The 15,805-nt window shown below is 69.8% G+C and carries 15 protein-coding genes; 7 read left to right on the top strand and 8 right to left on the bottom strand.

From position 1 onward, the window contains the following. Window positions 1-304: 304 nt before the first annotated feature. The 7 genes from AC27VN_RS04745 to AC27VN_RS04715 all read right to left on the bottom strand — a co-directional run bounded on the left by AC27VN_RS04745 (window position 305) and on the right by AC27VN_RS04715 (window position 8,010). On the bottom strand, window positions 305-1,138 hold the full coding sequence (locus AC27VN_RS04745) for a metallophosphoesterase (RefSeq protein WP_490875807.1): 834 nt from the start codon (window positions 1,136-1,138) through the stop codon (window positions 305-307). Between the two features lie 13 nt (window positions 1,139-1,151). After that, window positions 1,152-2,279 carry an acyl-CoA dehydrogenase family protein gene (locus tag AC27VN_RS04740; RefSeq protein ID WP_490875806.1) on the bottom strand — a complete coding sequence of 376 codons (1,128 nt, stop codon included), beginning with the start codon at window positions 2,277-2,279 and terminating at the stop codon, window positions 1,152-1,154. A gap of 36 nt (window positions 2,280-2,315) precedes the next feature. Continuing rightward, window positions 2,316-3,563, bottom strand: coding sequence for a glutamate carboxypeptidase (locus AC27VN_RS04735; protein WP_093348258.1), 1,248 nt, complete (start codon window positions 3,561-3,563; stop codon window positions 2,316-2,318). Window positions 3,564-3,693: 130 nt separating this feature from the next. Next, window positions 3,694-4,878 (bottom strand): acetyl-CoA C-acyltransferase, encoded by a 1,185-nt coding sequence (locus AC27VN_RS04730; RefSeq protein ID WP_490875805.1) that lies wholly within the window; start codon window positions 4,876-4,878, stop codon window positions 3,694-3,696. Between the two features lie 55 nt (window positions 4,879-4,933). After that, a complete protein-coding gene (aceK, locus tag AC27VN_RS04725) occupies window positions 4,934-6,754 on the bottom strand; it encodes a bifunctional isocitrate dehydrogenase kinase/phosphatase (protein ID WP_490875804.1) in 1,821 nt (606 codons plus the stop codon). A 20-nt stretch (window positions 6,755-6,774) separates the two neighbouring features. Next, complete coding sequence (gene can, locus AC27VN_RS04720) at window positions 6,775-7,506, bottom strand: carbonate dehydratase (protein WP_296781223.1); 732 nt, start codon at window positions 7,504-7,506, stop codon at window positions 6,775-6,777. 63 nt (window positions 7,507-7,569) lie between these two features. Next, on the bottom strand, window positions 7,570-8,010 hold the full coding sequence (locus AC27VN_RS04715; protein ID WP_208510941.1) for a MerR family transcriptional regulator: 441 nt from the start codon (window positions 8,008-8,010) through the stop codon (window positions 7,570-7,572). Between the two features lie 126 nt (window positions 8,011-8,136). On the opposite strand from AC27VN_RS04715, the gene AC27VN_RS04710 reads away from it, so the two are divergent. From AC27VN_RS04710 to AC27VN_RS04685, 6 genes are all read left to right on the top strand, one after another. Next, window positions 8,137-9,198, top strand: a complete 1,062-nt coding sequence (locus AC27VN_RS04710; RefSeq protein WP_093348245.1) for an MBL fold metallo-hydrolase — start codon at window positions 8,137-8,139, stop codon at window positions 9,196-9,198. A gap of 49 nt (window positions 9,199-9,247) precedes the next feature. After that, window positions 9,248-10,549 (top strand): leucine-rich repeat-containing protein kinase family protein, encoded by a 1,302-nt coding sequence (locus tag AC27VN_RS04705; protein WP_490875809.1) that lies wholly within the window; start codon window positions 9,248-9,250, stop codon window positions 10,547-10,549. Next, window positions 10,546-11,478, top strand: coding sequence for a pseudouridine synthase (locus AC27VN_RS04700; RefSeq protein WP_296781221.1), 933 nt, complete (start codon window positions 10,546-10,548; stop codon window positions 11,476-11,478). Before AC27VN_RS04705 ends, AC27VN_RS04700 begins: the two co-directional genes overlap by 4 nt. Before the next feature lie 95 nt (window positions 11,479-11,573). Continuing rightward, a complete protein-coding gene (locus AC27VN_RS04695) occupies window positions 11,574-12,350 on the top strand; it encodes an SDR family oxidoreductase (RefSeq protein ID WP_490875803.1) in 777 nt (258 codons plus the stop codon). Window positions 12,351-12,683: 333 nt separating this feature from the next. Further along, window positions 12,684-13,373 (top strand): HAD family hydrolase, encoded by a 690-nt coding sequence (locus AC27VN_RS04690; protein WP_490875802.1) that lies wholly within the window; start codon window positions 12,684-12,686, stop codon window positions 13,371-13,373. Window positions 13,374-13,482: 109 nt separating this feature from the next. Continuing rightward, complete coding sequence (locus AC27VN_RS04685; protein WP_093348235.1) at window positions 13,483-13,809, top strand: thioredoxin family protein; 327 nt, start codon at window positions 13,483-13,485, stop codon at window positions 13,807-13,809. Here the strand turns inward: AC27VN_RS04685 and AC27VN_RS04680 are convergent. Further along, window positions 13,797-14,714, bottom strand: a complete 918-nt coding sequence (locus AC27VN_RS04680; RefSeq protein WP_490875801.1) for a LysR family transcriptional regulator — start codon at window positions 14,712-14,714, stop codon at window positions 13,797-13,799. The two genes, AC27VN_RS04685 and AC27VN_RS04680, sit on opposite strands and share 13 nt — an antisense overlap. A 71-nt stretch (window positions 14,715-14,785) precedes the next feature. On the opposite strand from AC27VN_RS04680, the gene AC27VN_RS04675 reads away from it, so the two are divergent. Further along, the gene (locus AC27VN_RS04675; protein ID WP_490875800.1) at window positions 14,786-15,778 is read left to right on the top strand and encodes a D-2-hydroxyacid dehydrogenase family protein; all 993 of its coding nucleotides are present in this window, start codon (window positions 14,786-14,788) and stop codon (window positions 15,776-15,778) included. The last annotated feature ends 27 nt before the right edge of the window (window positions 15,779-15,805 follow it).

Raw genomic sequence — 15,805 nt, 5'->3', positions numbered from 1 at the left:
TGCGCGACGTAGGCCGTGACCAGCTGCTCGCTGGTCAGCCGGCCGGCGCAGAGCTCGCGCACCGCCTCGCTGGCGGTCAGGGTGGCGATGTCGGGCGCGGCCGGCTGCTGGGCCTGGGCACCCATGGCGAGCACGGCGAGCGCACACGCTGCAAGACGCGCCGGGCGGCGCAAGGGGGCGGAACAAGAACGGGTCATGGCGGCGGCCTCGATGAACGAACGGAAGGCCGCCATCGTGCGCCGCCGCGCGCCGGCTGTCTGTCGTCGAAACCGATGACAAGGCGCGGGTGCGCGATCGGTGGCCCCTACTCGAACAGCACCCACTCGGGCCGCATGTTGAGGCGCACCGGCAGGATGCTCACGCCCAGGCCGCTGGTCACGTACATGCGCCGGCCGCGGTTCTCGATCCAGCCATAGGCCCAGGTGCGCGGCGCCGCGCCGGGCACGATCGGCGCGCCGTAGCCCGGCACCCAGACCTGGCCGCCATGGGTGTGGCCGGCCACGGTGAGCACCGGCGCGGGCGCGGCGAGGCGCGGCATCCCGGCCAGGCTCGCGGGGTCGTGCATCAGCACCAGCGTGAGAGCGCCGGCCGGCACGAGCGACAAGGCGCGATCGGGCCGCGAATGACCGGTGGAGTGGTCGCCGATGCCCACCACCCAGAGATCGCGCCCGGGCAGCGGCACGGCATCGTTCTCGAGCACCACGATGCCCTGCGCCGACAGCGCGTGCGTGATGCGCGCGCCGTCGTGCCACCAGTCGTGGTTGCCGAGCACCGCGTACACGCCCAGCGGCGCCTTCAGCCGCCCGAGCACCGCGGCCATGGTCTCGATCGGCAGCGGCTCGTCGCCGCCATGGCCGGCCAGGAAGTCGCCGGGCAGCAGCACCAGGTCGGGCTGCGCGGCATTGATGGCGTCGACGATGCGGCGCGCGCGCTCCACGTCGGTCACGCGCCAGAGGCTGCGTTCGGTGATGTGCCAGTCGCTCGCGACCGCGATGCGCAGCCGCGGCTGCGCGCCCCAGGCGGCGCTGTCCAGCGTCTCGGTGCGCGCCGCGACCCAGCGCGGCTCGATCGCGACGCTCCAGAGGCCGAGCGCGGCCAGCGCGAGCGCCGCGAGGGCGCGCCATCCGGGGCGGCGCATCAGCGCGGCCGGCTCACAGTGCCCGCTGGATCAGCAGCTTCTGGATGTCCGAGGTGCCTTCGTAGATCTGGCACACGCGCACGTCGCGGTAGATGCGCTCGAGCGGGAAGTCGTTCACGTAGCCGTAGCCGCCCAGGGTCTGGATCGCGGCGCTGCACACGCGCTCGGCCATCTCGCTCGCGAACAGCTTGGCCATCGCGGCCTCCTTCAGGCAGGGGCGGCCGGCATCGCGCAGGCTCGCGGCATGCCAGATCAGCTGGCGCGCGGCCTCGAGCTGCGTCGCGCAGTCGGCGAGCCGGAAGCCCACGGCCTGCTGGTCGAAGATGGACCCGCCGAAGGCCTGGCGTTCCTTGGCATAGGCCACGGCCACGTCGAAGGCGCTGCGCGCCATGCCCACGCTCTGCGCCGCGATGCCGATGCGGCCGCCCTCGAGCGCGCCGAGCGCGATCTTGTAGCCCTCGCCCTCGGCGCCGATCAGGTTCTCCGCCGGGATGCGGCAGCCGTCGAAGTTGATCTGCGCGGTGTCGCTGCTGTGCTGGCCGAGCTTGTCCTCGAGCCGCGCCACCTGGTAGCCCGGCGCGTCGGTCGGCACGATGAAGGCGCTCATGCCGCGCTTGCCCGCGGCCTTGTCGGTGACCGCGATCACGATCGCCACCTGGCCGTTCTTGCCGCTGGTGATGAACTGCTTCACGCCGTCGATCACATAGCCGTCGGCGTCCTTGCGCGCGGTGGTGCGCAGGCTCGAGGCGTCGCTGCCGGCCTGCGGCTCGGTCAGGCAGAAGGCGCCGAGCATCCGCCCCTGCGCGAGCGGCTCGAGCCACTGCTTCTTCTGCTGCGCATTGCCGTAGCGCATCAGGATCGCGTTGACGGGGCAGTTGGTCACGCTGATCGCGGTGCTGGTGCCGCCGTCGCCGGCCGCGATCTCCTCGAGCACCAGCGCGAGCGTGAGGTAGTCGAGGCCGGCGCCGCCGTGCTCCTCGGGCACGCAGATGCCGTAGGCACCGAGCGCCGCGAGGCCCTGGTGCACTTCCTTCGGAAAGCTGTGGTCGCGGTCCCACTTCGGCGCGTGGGGCCAGAGTTCGGCCTGCGCGAAATCGCGCACGGCGTCGCGGATGGCTTCCTGGTCGGTGCTCAGCAGCATGGCGTGTCTCCTTCTGTCGTTCTCGTCGCGTCGTCGTTACTTGCCCGAACCCAGGTCCATGATCAGGCGGGCCGCCATGTACAGCCGACGCGGGATCGCGCTGATGTCCACGTACTCGGCCTTGTCGCTGTGGTAGCCGAAGCCCGGCAGGCCCAGGCTCTCGATCACGGGCTTGCCCGACAGCGCCGCGTAGGCCGCGTCGGTGCCGCCGCCGGTGCGCTCTTCCACGCCCAGCGTGCCGCCGGCTTCCTTGTAGTAGCCCACCGCCTTGTCGACCAGCTTCCTGCCGCCTTCGCCGGCATTGAAGGCCGGGCGGCCGCGCGTGACGATCACCTTCACGTCGGCATCGGGCAGCTTCTTCTGCTGCGCGCGCTCCTCGAGCGTCTTCATCGCGGCATCGAAGTCCTCGTTGCGCGCATAGCGCACGTCGGCGTTGAGCGTGGCGCTGGCCGGGATGATGTTCGAGACGTTGCCGGCCTTGGCGATGGTCCAGTTGAAGCGCAGGTTCTTCGACTTGTCGTCGATGCTCATGGTGCGCAGCACCAGGTCGGAGGCCTCGACCAGCGCGTTCACGCCGAGGTCGGGCGCGGCGCCCGCGTGCGAGGCCTTGCCCGTGATGTTGACCTGCACGTAGGCGATGCCCGAGGTGCCGAGCGAAAGCTTCTCGTCGCCGGCGCCGGTGGGTTCGAACGAGAGCACGTAGTCGGCCAGCTTGGCCTCTTCCTGGATCAGGTCGCGCGAGCCGAAGGAGCCTTTCTCCTCGTCGGTGTTGAACAGCACGGTGATGGTGCCGTAGTCGCGCACGCCGTAGTCCTTGAGCAGCTTGAGCGTGTGCAGGATCACGGCATTGCCGCCCTTGTCGTCGGCGATGCCGGGGCCGTAGGCCTTGTCGCCCTCGATGCGGAACGGCGCCTTGGCGAGCGTGCCCTTGAGGTAGACGGTGTCCATGTGCGACATCAGCAGCAGGTTCTTGCCGCCGCGACCCTTGAGCTTGCCGACGATGTTGTCGCCCACCACCAGGCCGGCCGACTTGCTGCGCGTGACGGTGAAGCCCAGGTTCTTCAGCTCGCCCTCGAGGAAGTTGCCCGCCGCGGCGATGCCCTCGGCGTCGCCGGTGCCGGTCTCGATGTTGACCAGCTTCTCCAGCGTCTTGATGACGGCGGGCTGCTCGTCGGTGGCGGCCTGGAACAGCACGTTGTCGCGCTTCTGCGCCCAGGCGGCCGGCGCGAGCAGGGCGCCCGCGAGCACGGCGGCGATGACGTTGCGTGAATGAAAGGGACGCATGGGACCTCCTGCTTTTCTGCGATTCGTTCGGAAACTGGGAAAGACCGCCGGCAGCCGCCGCCGGCCGGCCGCCCCGGGGAGGGGCGGAAGGCGGCGGGCGGCCCGGGCCGGCGGACGGGCGTCGTACCTTTTACAGCAGTTCGAGCGCCACGGCGGTGCCTTCGCCGCCGCCGATGCACAGCGTGGCCACGCCGCGCTTCCTGCCTTGCGCCTTCAGCGCGTGGATCAGCGTGACCATGATGCGCGCGCCGCTGGCGCCGATCGGGTGGCCCAGCGCGCAGGCGCCGCCGTGGATGTTGACGCGGTCGTGCGACACGTCGAGCTCGTGCATCAGCGCCATCGGCACCACCGCGAAGGCCTCGTTGACCTCCCAGAGGTCCACGTCCTTGACGCTCCAGCCGGTCTTCTTGAACAGCTTGGCCACGGCGCCCACCGGCGCGGTCGAGAACCACTCGGGCTGCTGCGCGTGCGTGGCATGGCCGACGATGCGCGCGATCGGCTTCGCGCCGATCTTCTTCGCATGCGACTCGGTCATCATCACCAGCGCGGCGGCACCGTCGTTGATCGACGAGCTCGAGGCGGCGGTGATGGTGCCGTTCTCCTTCTTGAACGCGGGCTTGAGCGTCGGGATCTTGTCGAGCTTGACCTTGCCCGGGCCTTCGTCGATGGCGATCAGCGTGTCGCCGCCGCGGCCCTTGACCGTGACCGGCACGATCTCGTCCTTGAACAGGCCGGTGTCGGTGGCCTTCTTGGCGCGTTCCACGCTGGCGATGGCGAAGGCGTCCTGCTGCTCGCGCGTGAACTTGTACTTGGCCGCGCAGTCCTCGCCGAAGGTGCCCATCGAGCGGCCCGGCTGGTAGGCATCCTCGAGGCCGTCGAGCATCATGTGGTCGAAGATGCGGTCGTGGCCCATGCGGTAGCCGCCGCGGCCCTTGAGCATCAGATAGGGCGCGTTGGTCATGCTCTCCATGCCGCCGGCCACCATCACGTCGTGCGTGCCGGCCAGCAGCAGGTCGTGCGCGAGCATCGCGGCCTTCATGGCCGAGCCGCACATCTTGCTGAGCGTGACCGCGCCGGCGCTGTCGGGCAGGCCGCCCTTGTAGGCCGCCTGGCGCGCGGGCGCCTGGCCCTGGCCCGCCATCAGGCAGTTGCCGAACAGCACCTCGCCCACGCTGTCGGGCGCGATGCCGGCGCGCTCGACGGCGGCCCTGATCGCGGCGCCGCCGAGGTCGTGCGCCGCGAGGGAGGAGAAGTCGCCCTGGAAGCTGCCCATGGGGGTGCGGGCGGCGCCGACGATGACGATGGATTCGGACATGTGAGTGCTCCTTGATGCTGGAAAAAGAATGCGGGTCCGCGGATGCGAAGGCCCGTCAGGAATGCGCCGCCTGCTCCTCGTCGTGGAAGCGTTGCGACTCTTCGTACGGGAACACGTCCAGCATCTGGCCGGCCTGGATGCGTTCCTTGTGGTGTTGCCAGAAGGCGGCGTCGAGCAGGTCGGCGTGGTGCGCCATGAAGGCTGCGCGCACGTCCTTGTTGCCCAGCAGGAAGGGCTCGAAGGTCTCGGGGAACACGTCCTTCGGGCCGACCGAATACCAGACCTCGCCGCTCATCTCCTCTTCCTCGTTGCGCGGCGCGGGCACCTTGCGGAACTGGCAGTCGGTGATGTATTCGATCTCGTCGTAGTCGTAGAACACGACCTTGCCGCCGCGCGTGACGCCGAAGTTCTTCCACAGCATGTCGCCCGGGAAGATGTTGGCCGCCACCATGTCCTTGATCGCGTTGCCGTACTCGATCACCGCCTGCTCGAGCTGCTCCCTGGCGCGCCTGGCCTGTGCCGGGCTCTCGGGATGCGCGAGCATGTCGAAGGCCTCCTGCAGGTAGATGTTCAGCGGGATCATCCGGCGCTCGATGTAGACGTGCTTGAGCACCAGCTCCATCTCCCCGTTGCCGTCGCGATCGCCGATCTCGAGCTGGCTGGGCGCGAACTTCCGGATCTCCTCGATCAGCGCGGGCTCGAAGCGGTCGAGCGGAAAACCCACGTCGCTGTACTCGAGCGTGTCGGCCATGCGGCCCACGCGGTCGTGCTGCTTCACGAGCATGTACTTGCCCTTGATCTGCTCGCGCGTGGTGTCCTTCGGTGGCGGATAGAAGTCCTTGATGACCTTGAACACGAACGGGAACGAGGGCAGGTCGAACACCAGCATCACCATGCCCTTGATGCCGGGCGCGATGCGGAAGCGGTCGCTCGAGTAGTTGAGGTGCGAGAGGAAGTCGCGGTAGAACAGCGTCTTGCCCTGCTTGGCGAGGCCGAGCGCGTTGTAGATCTCGGCGCGCGGCTTGCGCGGCATCAGCGAGCGCAGGAACTGCACGCAGGCCGAGGGCACCTCCATGTCGACCATGAAGTAGGCGCGCGCGAAGCTGAACAGCATCTGCAGATCGTCCTCGCCGAACAGCACCGCGTCGACGTGGAAGCGGCCCCGGCCGTCGTGCAGGATCGGCAGCGCGAACGCCAGCTCGACGAAGCCGTTCATGATCTTGCCGACCACGTAGGCGCCCTTGTTGCGATAGAACAGCCCCGAGAGCACCTGCAGCTGGAAGTTGGCGCGCAGCTTGACCTGGTGGAAGCGCCCCTGCATCGCGCTCGCCACGCGCTCGGCATCGCGCCGCTTGTGGGCCCAGCTGCCGAGCAGCGCGAAGTCGTCGAGCATCTGCTCGATGGTGTCGGCCAGCGTGGCGGGCGACGGATAGTAGGGCCGGTAGGTGGGCGCGCCGCGCGGCTCGATGTACTCGGTGCTGATCGCCGGGCGCACGAAGATGAAGTCGTTCTGGAAGTACGCGCGGTGCAGGATCTTGGTGGTGACCGAGTTGAAGAAGCTCTCGGCCAGCTCGGGCTGGTGGTGGTCGACCAGCAGGCCGATGTAGTGCAGCTTGACCTGGTGCCAGACGTCCATCGGCTGCTCGCCGGCCTTGAACTCCTTCTCGAGCCGCGCCACCGCCTCGCTCACGCGCAGGTCGTAGAACTCGATGCGCTCGCGCTGCGCGCGCTGCTGGCCGTGCCAGTCGGCGGTCTCGAAGCGGTGCTTGGCGCGCGACGACTCGGCCCGGAACAGCGTGTAGTGCCGGTTGAAGCCGTCCATCATCGCCTTCGCGATGTCGTAGGCCAGCGGGGAGTCGAGGCGCTGCGGGAACATGGACCGAAGCGGGCGCGGTCTTAGTCGGCCGCGGGGGTGGCGGGCGCGGGTGCCGCGGCGGGCTTGCCCGTGAGTTTGGTCACCAGCTCGCCGGGGCGGCTGTACTTGTGGCGCACGCGCTGCACGGCGGCCCTGTAGAGCGATTCGAGCGACTTGTCGCCTTCCACGCTCATGCCCAGGTCCTGCAGCAGGCCGTCGTGCACGCCGAAGGTCCAGCCGTGGATCGTGACCTTCTGGCCGCGGCTCCAGGCGTCGACCATCACCGTGCTGACGGCCACGTTGACCACCTGCTCGGCGACGTTGAGTTCGCACAGCGCGTCGGCGCGCACTTCTTCCGAGAAGCTGTCGAGCATCACGTGGTGGCGGTCGCGCACGTCCTGGATGTGGCGGATCCAGTTGTCGGCCAGGCCGATGCGGGTGCCGTTGAGCGCGGCCTTCACGCCCGCGCAGCCGTAGTGGCCCACCACCATGATGTGCTCGACCTTCAGGTGCTCGACCGCGAACTGGATCGCCGACAGCGCGTTGAGGTCGGAGTGCACCACGATGTTGGCCACGTTGCGGTGCACGAACACCTCGCCGGGCTCGAGGCCGGTGATCTGATTGGCCGGCACGCGGCTGTCGGAACAGCCGATCCACATGTAGCGCGGCGTCTGCTGCTTGACCAGGCTGGTGAAGAAACCAGGCCGGTCGCGTTCCATCTGCGCGGACCAGGCGCGGTTGTGGGCGAAGAGGTCGTCGAGGGATTCGGACATGCGGGGATTGTCGGTGAGGTGGAGGGGGATTCGGTGCGGCGGCGCCCGGCGCCGGGGGCTCTCTCAGGCGGTGGTTCGGGCCGGTCGCGGTGGCCTGGCCTTGGGCTTGCCGGCGGTTTCGGCCTTCTGCGCGCGCGCCAGCGCCGTCTGGCCCTTCTTTTCGTGAGCACGCACTTCCGCGATATTGGCCTGCAGCTCGGCGAGCTGGCCCTCGAGCTGCGCGCGGTGGGCGCCCAGGATGCTGAGGAAGCGCTCGAGCTGCGGCACCGTGTCGCGCGGGCTGTCGTACATGTCGAGGATGTCCTTGGCCTCGGTCAGGCTCAGGCCCAGGCGCTTGGCGCGCAGCGTGAGCGTGAGCCGGGCCCGGTCGCGCGCGCTGTAGATGCGCTGCAGGCCCGCGCGCTCGGGCGTGAGCAGCCCCATGTCCTCGTAGAAGCGGATCGCCCGCGTCGTCAGGTCGAACTCCTTCGCGAGCTGGCTGATGGTGAAGGTTTGCGCTGGCATGAGGGCTGGTTCAGGGAGCACGGGAGGCGCCGGAAAGGGGGCGTTGCGGGGGCGACAGCACATTTGCGCCGCGCTCTCTACAATGGTGCCCTCAACCCATGACGTTTACGTAAACGTCAATCCTACATGAATCTGCTCGAACGCGAACTCCACTACCCCCTCGGCGACACCCTGCCCGCGCCCGGCGAGGCCCTCGAAGTGGCGCCCGGCGTGCGCTGGATCCGGATGCGGCTGCCGTTCGCGCTCGACCACATCAACCTCTGGCTGCTGCGCGACAACTACCGCGGCGTCGAGGGCTGGACCGTGGTCGACTGCTGCATCTCGCGCGACGAGGCGCGGGCCCAGTGGGAGCAGGTGTTCGAGACCCAGCTGCAGGGCCTGCCGATCGTGCGCGTGATCGTCACCCACATGCACCCCGACCACATCGGCCTTGCCGACTGGCTGTGCAAGCGCTGGAACGTGCCGCTGTGGATCAGCTCCACCGACTACCACGTGGCACGCGTGCTCTGCAGCAGCGGCGACACGCTGGCGGGCGGCGAGCATGCCGCGCGCTTCTTCAGCGCGCACGGCCTGGCCAACCCCGAGGCGCTCGACAAGATCCGCGGCCGCACCAACTACTACGCGAACATGGTGCCCTCGGTGCCCGAGAGCTTCGTGCGCATGCTCGACGGCGACAGCGTCGACATCGGCGGCCATGCCTGGCGCTGCATCAGCGGCTACGGCCATGCGCCCGAGCACATCGCGCTGTACTGCGACGACCTCAAGCTGCTGCTGGGCGGCGACATGATGCTGCCGCGCATCTCGACCAACGTGAGCGTGTACGCGGGCGAGCCCGAGGCGAACGCGCTGCGCCTGTTCCTCGACAGCATCGAGCGCTTCAAGTCGCTGCCCGCCGACACCCTCGGCCTGCCCGCGCACGGCAAGCCCTTCACCGGCATCCACCGCCGCGTCGAGCAGCTGCAGGAGCATCACCGCGACCGCCTGGCCGAGCTGCTCGAGGTCGCGCTGGCGCGGCCGATCACGGCTTTCGAGGGGCTGCCGATCCTGTTCAAGCGCGAGCTCGACCTGCACCAGATGACCTTCGCGATGGGCGAGACCGTGGCGCATCTGCACCTGCTCTGGTATTCGGGGCAGGTGAAGCGCGAGCTGGGCGCGGACGGCATCTACCGCTTCGGCGCCCTGCACTGAAGCCGGCGCAGCGCGGCGGACGGCCGCGCATAGACTCGCGGGCATGAACATGTCGCACACGCTGGCCGATCTGCGCGCGGGCCGGCTGGCCGGCGCCACGCGGCTCGACCTGGGCTGCGGCCTCGAGGAATTTCCGCGCGAAATCCTGGACCTGGCCGACACGCTCGAGGTACTGAACCTCACGGGCAATGCGCTCGACCGCCTGCCCGACGACCTGGGCCGGCTGCACCGGCTGCGCGTGCTGTTCTGCTCCGACAACCGCTTCACGCGGCTGCCCGAATCGATCGGCGACTGCGCGAACCTCGACATCGTGGGCTTCAAGGCCAACCGCATCGCCGAGGTGCCGGCCGCGGCGCTCGCGCCCTCGCTGCGCTGGCTGATCCTGACCGACAACGCGATCGAGCGCCTGCCCGACACGCTGGGTGACTGCGCGCGCATGCAGAAGCTGATGCTCGCGGGCAACCGCCTGAGCGCGCTGCCCGAAACATTGGCCGGCTGCACGCGGCTCGAGTTGCTGCGCATCTCCGCCAACCGTTTCGCCACGCCACCCGGCTGGTTGTGGTCGATGCCGCGCCTGTCGTGGCTGGCCGCCGCGGGCAATGCCTTCGACGCGCGCGACGAGGAGGCCGCGGCGATCGCGCCCGCGGTGCCGCGCATCGACTGGAGCGCGCTGCGGCTGGGCGCGCAGCTCGGCGAAGGGGCCTCGGGCGTGATCCACGAGGCGTTGCTGAACGAGCGGGAGCCGGTCGCCGTCAAGCTGTTCAAGGGAGCCGTCACCAGCGACGGCTGGCCGCGCAGCGAACTCGCGGCCAGCATCGCGGCCGGCGCCCATGCCACGCTGATCGGCGCGCAGGGCCGCATCGACGGCCATCCCGACGGCACGCAGGGCCTGGTGATGGCGCGCGTGCCGGCGTCGTTCCGCACGCTCGCCGGGCCGCCGAGCCTGGCCTCGTGCACGCGCGACGTCTATGCCGACGACGCCCGCTGGTCCGCCGCCACCGCGTTGCGCATCGCGCGCGACATCGCGGCGGCGATGCGGCACCTGCATGCGCGCGGCCTGGTGCATGGCGATCTCTATGCGCACAACATCCTCTGGCATCCCGAGCAGGGCGCGCGGCTCGGCGACTTCGGCGCCGCCTGGTTCGCCGATGCGCTGCCCGCCGACGCCGCGGCGCGCGCGCGGCAACTGGAGGTGCGCGCCTTCGGCTGCCTGCTCGAGGAACTGGCCGCGCGCTGCGATGAACCGCCTTTCGCGATGACGGCGCTGCGCGATCGCTGCCTGCAGCCCGAGGTGGCCGCGCGCCCCTCGGCTGCCGAGATCGCCGCGCTGCTCGAAGAGGCCCTTGCATGAGCCGCGGCCGCCTCGCCCATCCGCCGCTGCCGATGCGCGACGGCGTGAGCGCGAGTTGCGTCGGCCTGCCGACCGAGGACCACTGGCCCACCATCGCCGATTTCCTGATCGCGCGCTTCACCGCGATCGCGCCCGAGGCCTGGATGCGGCGCATCCGCGACGGCGAGGTGGTCGACGAGCACGGCGTGCCCGTCACGCCCGAGCGCCGCTACCAGGCGCCGCTGCGCGTCTTCTACTACCGCGCGCTCGACACCGAGCCGGCGATCCCGTTCGAGGAGCAGGTGCTGTACCGCGACGAACACCTGCTGGTGGTCGACAAGCCGCACTTCGTGCCGGTCACGCCCACCGGCAAGTACCTGCACCAGAGCCTGCTGGTGCGGCTCAAGCGCAAGCTCGGCATCGAGGCGCTGTCGCCGCTGCACCGCATCGACCGCAGCACCGCGGGCCTGCTGCTGTTCTCGCTGCGGCCAGAGACGCGCGGCGCCTACCAGACCATGTTCGCGCAGCGCACGGTGCACAAGGAGTACGAGGCGATCGTGCCGCTGCCCGGCGGCGAGGCCGCCGCGGCCGCGCTGCCCTCGGTCTACCGCAGCCGGCTGGTCGACGACGCGCACTTCATGCAGGTGAAGGAGGCGCCCGGCGAACCGAACTCCGAGACCGGCATTGCGGTGCTGAAGGTCTTCGACGGCCTCGCGCATCTCGCGCTCTCGCCGGTCACGGGCCGGCGGCACCAGCTGCGCGTGCACTGCATGGCGCTGGGCATGCCGATCGTGAACGACCCCTTCTATCCGGTGCTGACACCGGTAGCCACCGACGACTTCGAGCGGCCGCTGCAGCTGCTGGCGCGCTCCATCGCCTTCACCGATCCAGTGACCGGCGAGCCGCGCCGCTTCGACAGCCAGCTGCGCCTGCTGCTGGCGCCAAGGTGACGCCCGCGGCGCGGCGCCGGCACTAAGCTGCGGCCTCCGGCTGCCCTTGCCTTTCTTCCATCGGGCGGCCCCAGGCACACCAGGAGACGCCGCACATGGACACCACCCGACTCTTCTCGCTCCAGGGCCGCACCGCCCTCATCACCGGCGGCTCGCGCGGCATCGGCCGCATGATCGCCGAGGGCTATCTCGCGCAGGGCGCGCGGGTCTACATCTCGGCGCGCAAGGCCGAGGCCTGCGACCAGACCGCCCAGGAGCTGTCGGCCCTCGGGCATTGCGTGTCGCTGCCGGCCGACGTGTCGACGCTCGAAGGGGCGCAGGCGCTGGTCGCCGCGTTCGCGAAGCACGAGTCCTCGCTGGACATCCTGGTCAACAACGCCGGTGCCGCCTGGGGTGCGCCCTATGCGGAGTTTCCGGAGAGCGGGTGGGACAAGGTGGTCGACCTGAACCTCAAGACGCCGTTCTTCCTGACGCAGGCGTTGACGCCGCTGCTGAAGAAGGCGGCCGCGGGGGGCGACCACCTCGCGAAGGTGATCAACATCGCCTCGATCGACGGGATCTCGGTGAATCCGCAGGAGACCTACTCGTATGCGGCGAGCAAGGCGGGGCTGATCCAGCTCACGCGGCGCATGGCGCTGCGGCTGGCGCAGGACGGGATCGTGGTGAGTGCGATTGCGCCGGGGGCCTTTGCGTCGAGCATGAACAAGGATGCTCGGGACCATGGGGATGAGATCAAGGGGCGGATTCCGGCGGGGCGGATCGGGAAGCCCGAGGACATGGCGGGGGCGGCGATCTTTCTGGCTTCGAATGCGGGGGACTATGTGATGGGGTCTACGTTGGTGGTCGATGGGGGTGTGACGCACGCGCGTTGATTTGTTTGCTGCGCTTTTGTTGAGGCTGTTGGCCGGGTCTCGCCCCGGCGGGCGAGTCACTTTCTTTTGCTTCGCCAAAAGAAAGTAACCAAAGAAAAGGCGACCCCGCTGTCTGTGTCCCTCCGCTTCGCTGCGGGCAACCTGCGGTGCTCGGGGAAAGCGGGGGTCCGCAGAACTCGCTGCACTTCGTTGCGCTCAGACAGCTGCGGCCCTGATCCCGCTTTCCCCTGCGCTCCTCGGCACAGCCAGAGGGGAGTGGGTCGGGCCATCGCTTCGCTCGGCCTTTTGGGGGCTGGCCGGGCCTTCGCTTTGCTCGGCCGGTACCATCTCCCCATGTCTTCCTTTCCTTTCGCCGCGGTCCTTTTCGACTGCGACGGTGTCCTCGTCGACTCCGAACCCATCACCAACCGCGTGCTTGCCGAGATGCTCGGCGAACTGGGCTGGCCTCTCACCACCGACGAATCGATGCGCATCTTCACCGGCAAGGCGGTGAAGGACGAAGCCGACCTGATCGAGTCGAAGACCGGCTTTCGCATCACGCCCGAATGGCTGCACGGCTTTCGCGAGCGCCGCAACGAGGCGCTCGAGCGGGACCTGACTGCGATCCCGAATGCGCCCGCCGCGGTGCGCGCGCTGTTCGAGCAGCTCGACGGGCGCATCGCCTGCGCCTCGGGCGCGGATCGCTTCAAGGTCGAGCTGCAGCTCGAGAAGGTCGGCATCCTCGACTGCTTCGCGGGTCGGATCTTCAGCGGCCACGAGATGCCGCGCTCCAAGCCGGCGCCCGACGTGTACCTCGCGGCGGCGGCGGCGCTGGGCGTGGATCCGAAGCGCTGCGCGGTGGTCGAGGACACGGTCACGGGCGCGATGGCGGGCGTGGCGGCGGGCGCGACGGTGTTCGGCTACAGCACGGGCGAGTCGGGCCACAGCGGGCCCGAGGCGCTGCGCAGCGTCGGCGCGGTGCAGGTGTTCGGCGACATGGCCGAACTGCCGGCACTGCTCGCGGCGCACCGGCCCATCGGCTGAAGCGAACACCCACCGGCGGCAGGGCTGCCGGCTTTCTGTTCGAATCGAATCACGACCGGCCGCCGGCGGCGGCTGCACACCATCCAATGCCCACCAGGAGCCCCCGCGCATGACCTCCGAGTACAAGACCGAACAGCCCGAACGCAGCGAGATCGACGCCCTGCAAGGCCCCGCGGTGGTCGAGTTCGGCACCAACTGGTGCGGCGTCTGCAAGGCCGCGCAGCCGGACATCGCCGCGGCCTTCGCGCAGCATCCGGGCCTGCGCCACATCAAGGTCGAGGACGGCAGCGGCCGTCCGCTGGGCCGCTCGTTCGGCGTGAAGCTGTGGCCCACGCTGGTGTTCATGCGCGATGGCCGCGAAGTGGCCAAGCTGGTGCGGCCCACCGACAGCGCCTCGATCGCCGAGGCGCTCGCGAAGATCGCTCAGCCGGCCTGAGCGCGCCGGCCGCGCGCCGGCTTCGCCATCGACAGGATCAGGCGGTAGAGCGCCTGCGCGGCGGGCGACAGCACCGCGCCCTTGCGCGACAGCAGCGCGAAGCTGCGCCGCACCGTGGGCTGCGCGAGCGCGATCAACGCGATGCGCGGGTAGGTGCCGGCCTGCACCGCCAGCTTCGGCACCACGGCGGCGCCCACGCCCTGCGCCACCAGCCCGACGGCGGTCGAGCTGCGCTGCACCTCGTAGACGAAGGGCAGGTTCAGTCCGCTCGGTGCCAGCGCCGCATCGAGCAGCGGGCGGTTGCTGCTGCCCGGGCCCGGCACGATCAGCGCGTGGCCCTCGAGTTGCGACCAGGCGATGCTGCGGCGGCGCGCCAGCGGATGGTCGTCGCGGCAGGCGAGCACGAAGCGGTCGTCCAGCAACGGGATGCGCTCCAGCTCGGGCTCGTAGGACTCGGCGATGCTGATGCCGAACTCGGCCTCGCGCTGCAGGATCGCGCCGGCCACGCCGGCCGACGAGTGGTCGAGGATCTTGATGCGGTTGCCGGGGAACAGGGCGCTGTAGGCCTGGATCACCGCGGGCAGGAACTGCACGCCGACCGTCGGCACGCAGGCCAGGGTCACGTTGCCGCGCGAGGCCTGGCCGGCCTCGCGGATGCCGAGCATGGCCGAGGAGATGTCGGCGAGCAGCCGCCGCGCCTGCGGCAGGAAGTTCTGGCCGATCACCGTGAGCGCCAGCGAGCGCGTCGTGCGTTCCACCAGCTGCACGCCGAGCACTGCCTCGAGGTTCTGCAGCCGGCGCGTCAGCGCGGTGGAGGTGATGTGCAGCGAATCGGCGCCGGCATGGAAGCTGCCGTGCTCCGCCACGGCGAGGAATGCCTGCAGGCCGAGCATGTCCACTTTCATGAGGCGATTGCAGCAATGGTCCAGATAAATTCATTTTACGCAGCCGGATTGCAGGCACAGAATCCGCCGCCATGAACATCACGGTGCTGGACGACTACTTCGACACGCTGCGCACGCTGCCCTGCTTCGCCAAGCTCGACGGGCACGAGGTGACGGTGTGGAACGACCACGTGGACGAGCCCGACGCGCTGGTGCAGCGGCTGTCGCAGGCCGATGCCGTGGTGCTGATCCGCGAGCGCACCGCGCTGCGCGCGCCGGTGCTCGAGCGGCTGCCGCGGCTGCGGCTGATCAGCCAGCGCAGCGTCTATCCGCACATCGACGTCGAGGCCTGCACGCGGCTGGGCATCGTGCTGTCGTCGGACCAGCATGCGGGCACGCCTTCCTACGCCGCGGCCGAGCTCACATGGGCGCTGCTGCTGTGCGCGGCGCGGCGGATTCCGCAGCAGATGGCGTCGTTGCAGCGCGGCGGCTGGCAGACCGGCGTGGGCAGCACGCTGCGCGGCAAGACGCTCGGGATCTACGGCTATGGCCGCATCGGGCAGGCGGTGGCGGGCTATGCCGAGGCCTTCGGCATGCAGGTGTGCGTGTGGGCGCGGCCCGAGTCGATGGCCCGGGCGCGCGCGGACGGCCGCGAATGCGCGCCGGACCGAGAGCGTTTCTTCGGCGACTGCGATGCGATCTCGCTCCACATGCGGCTGGTGCCGGCCACGCGCGGCATCGTGCGGCGCGAGGACCTCGCGCGCATGAAGCCCGATGCGGTCCTCGTGAACACCAGCCGCGCCGGCCTGATCGAGCCCGGTGCGCTGGTGGCCGCGCTGCAGGCCGGCCGGCCCGGCATGGGCGCGGTCGACGTCTACGAGACCGAGCCGCTGGTCGATCCCGCCGATCCGCTGCTGCGGTTGCCGAACCTGGTCTGCACGCCGCACATCGGCTATGTGACGCGCGAGGAGTACGAGCTGCAGTTCTCCGACGTGTTCGACCAGATCGTGGCCTTCGCGCGTGGGCAGCCGAGCAATGTCGTCAATCCCGAGGTGCTCGGCCGCCTGAAGGCCGGCGCGGGTTAATCCCGAGCGCCAGGCATTCCGCGCCGC

Source organism: Variovorax sp. 20P10.2.4 (assembly GCF_058244205.1).
The sequence above is the reverse complement of the archived record's forward strand: the minus strand, read 5'-3'. Positions and strand labels throughout refer to the sequence as shown.

Coding starts and splice junctions, on each gene's coding strand:
- AC27VN_RS04745 (WP_490875807.1), bottom strand. CDS start 1,138: ATGCGCCGCCCCGGATGGCGCGCCCTCGCGGCGCTCGCGCTGGCCGCG.
- AC27VN_RS04740 (WP_490875806.1), bottom strand. CDS start 2,279: ATGCTGCTGAGCACCGACCAGGAAGCCATCCGCGACGCCGTGCGCGAT.
- AC27VN_RS04735 (WP_093348258.1), bottom strand. CDS start 3,563: ATGCGTCCCTTTCATTCACGCAACGTCATCGCCGCCGTGCTCGCGGGC.
- AC27VN_RS04730 (WP_490875805.1), bottom strand. CDS start 4,878: ATGTCCGAATCCATCGTCATCGTCGGCGCCGCCCGCACCCCCATGGGC.
- aceK (WP_490875804.1), bottom strand. CDS start 6,754: ATGTTCCCGCAGCGCCTCGACTCCCCGCTGGCCTACGACATCGCGAAG.
- can (WP_296781223.1), bottom strand. CDS start 7,506: ATGTCCGAATCCCTCGACGACCTCTTCGCCCACAACCGCGCCTGGTCC.
- AC27VN_RS04715 (WP_208510941.1), bottom strand. CDS start 8,010: ATGCCAGCGCAAACCTTCACCATCAGCCAGCTCGCGAAGGAGTTCGAC.
- AC27VN_RS04710 (WP_093348245.1), top strand. CDS start 8,137: ATGAATCTGCTCGAACGCGAACTCCACTACCCCCTCGGCGACACCCTG.
- AC27VN_RS04705 (WP_490875809.1), top strand. CDS start 9,248: ATGTCGCACACGCTGGCCGATCTGCGCGCGGGCCGGCTGGCCGGCGCC.
- AC27VN_RS04700 (WP_296781221.1), top strand. CDS start 10,546: ATGAGCCGCGGCCGCCTCGCCCATCCGCCGCTGCCGATGCGCGACGGC.
- AC27VN_RS04695 (WP_490875803.1), top strand. CDS start 11,574: ATGGACACCACCCGACTCTTCTCGCTCCAGGGCCGCACCGCCCTCATC.
- AC27VN_RS04690 (WP_490875802.1), top strand. CDS start 12,684: ATGTCTTCCTTTCCTTTCGCCGCGGTCCTTTTCGACTGCGACGGTGTC.
- AC27VN_RS04685 (WP_093348235.1), top strand. CDS start 13,483: ATGACCTCCGAGTACAAGACCGAACAGCCCGAACGCAGCGAGATCGAC.
- AC27VN_RS04680 (WP_490875801.1), bottom strand. CDS start 14,714: ATGAAAGTGGACATGCTCGGCCTGCAGGCATTCCTCGCCGTGGCGGAG.
- AC27VN_RS04675 (WP_490875800.1), top strand. CDS start 14,786: ATGAACATCACGGTGCTGGACGACTACTTCGACACGCTGCGCACGCTG.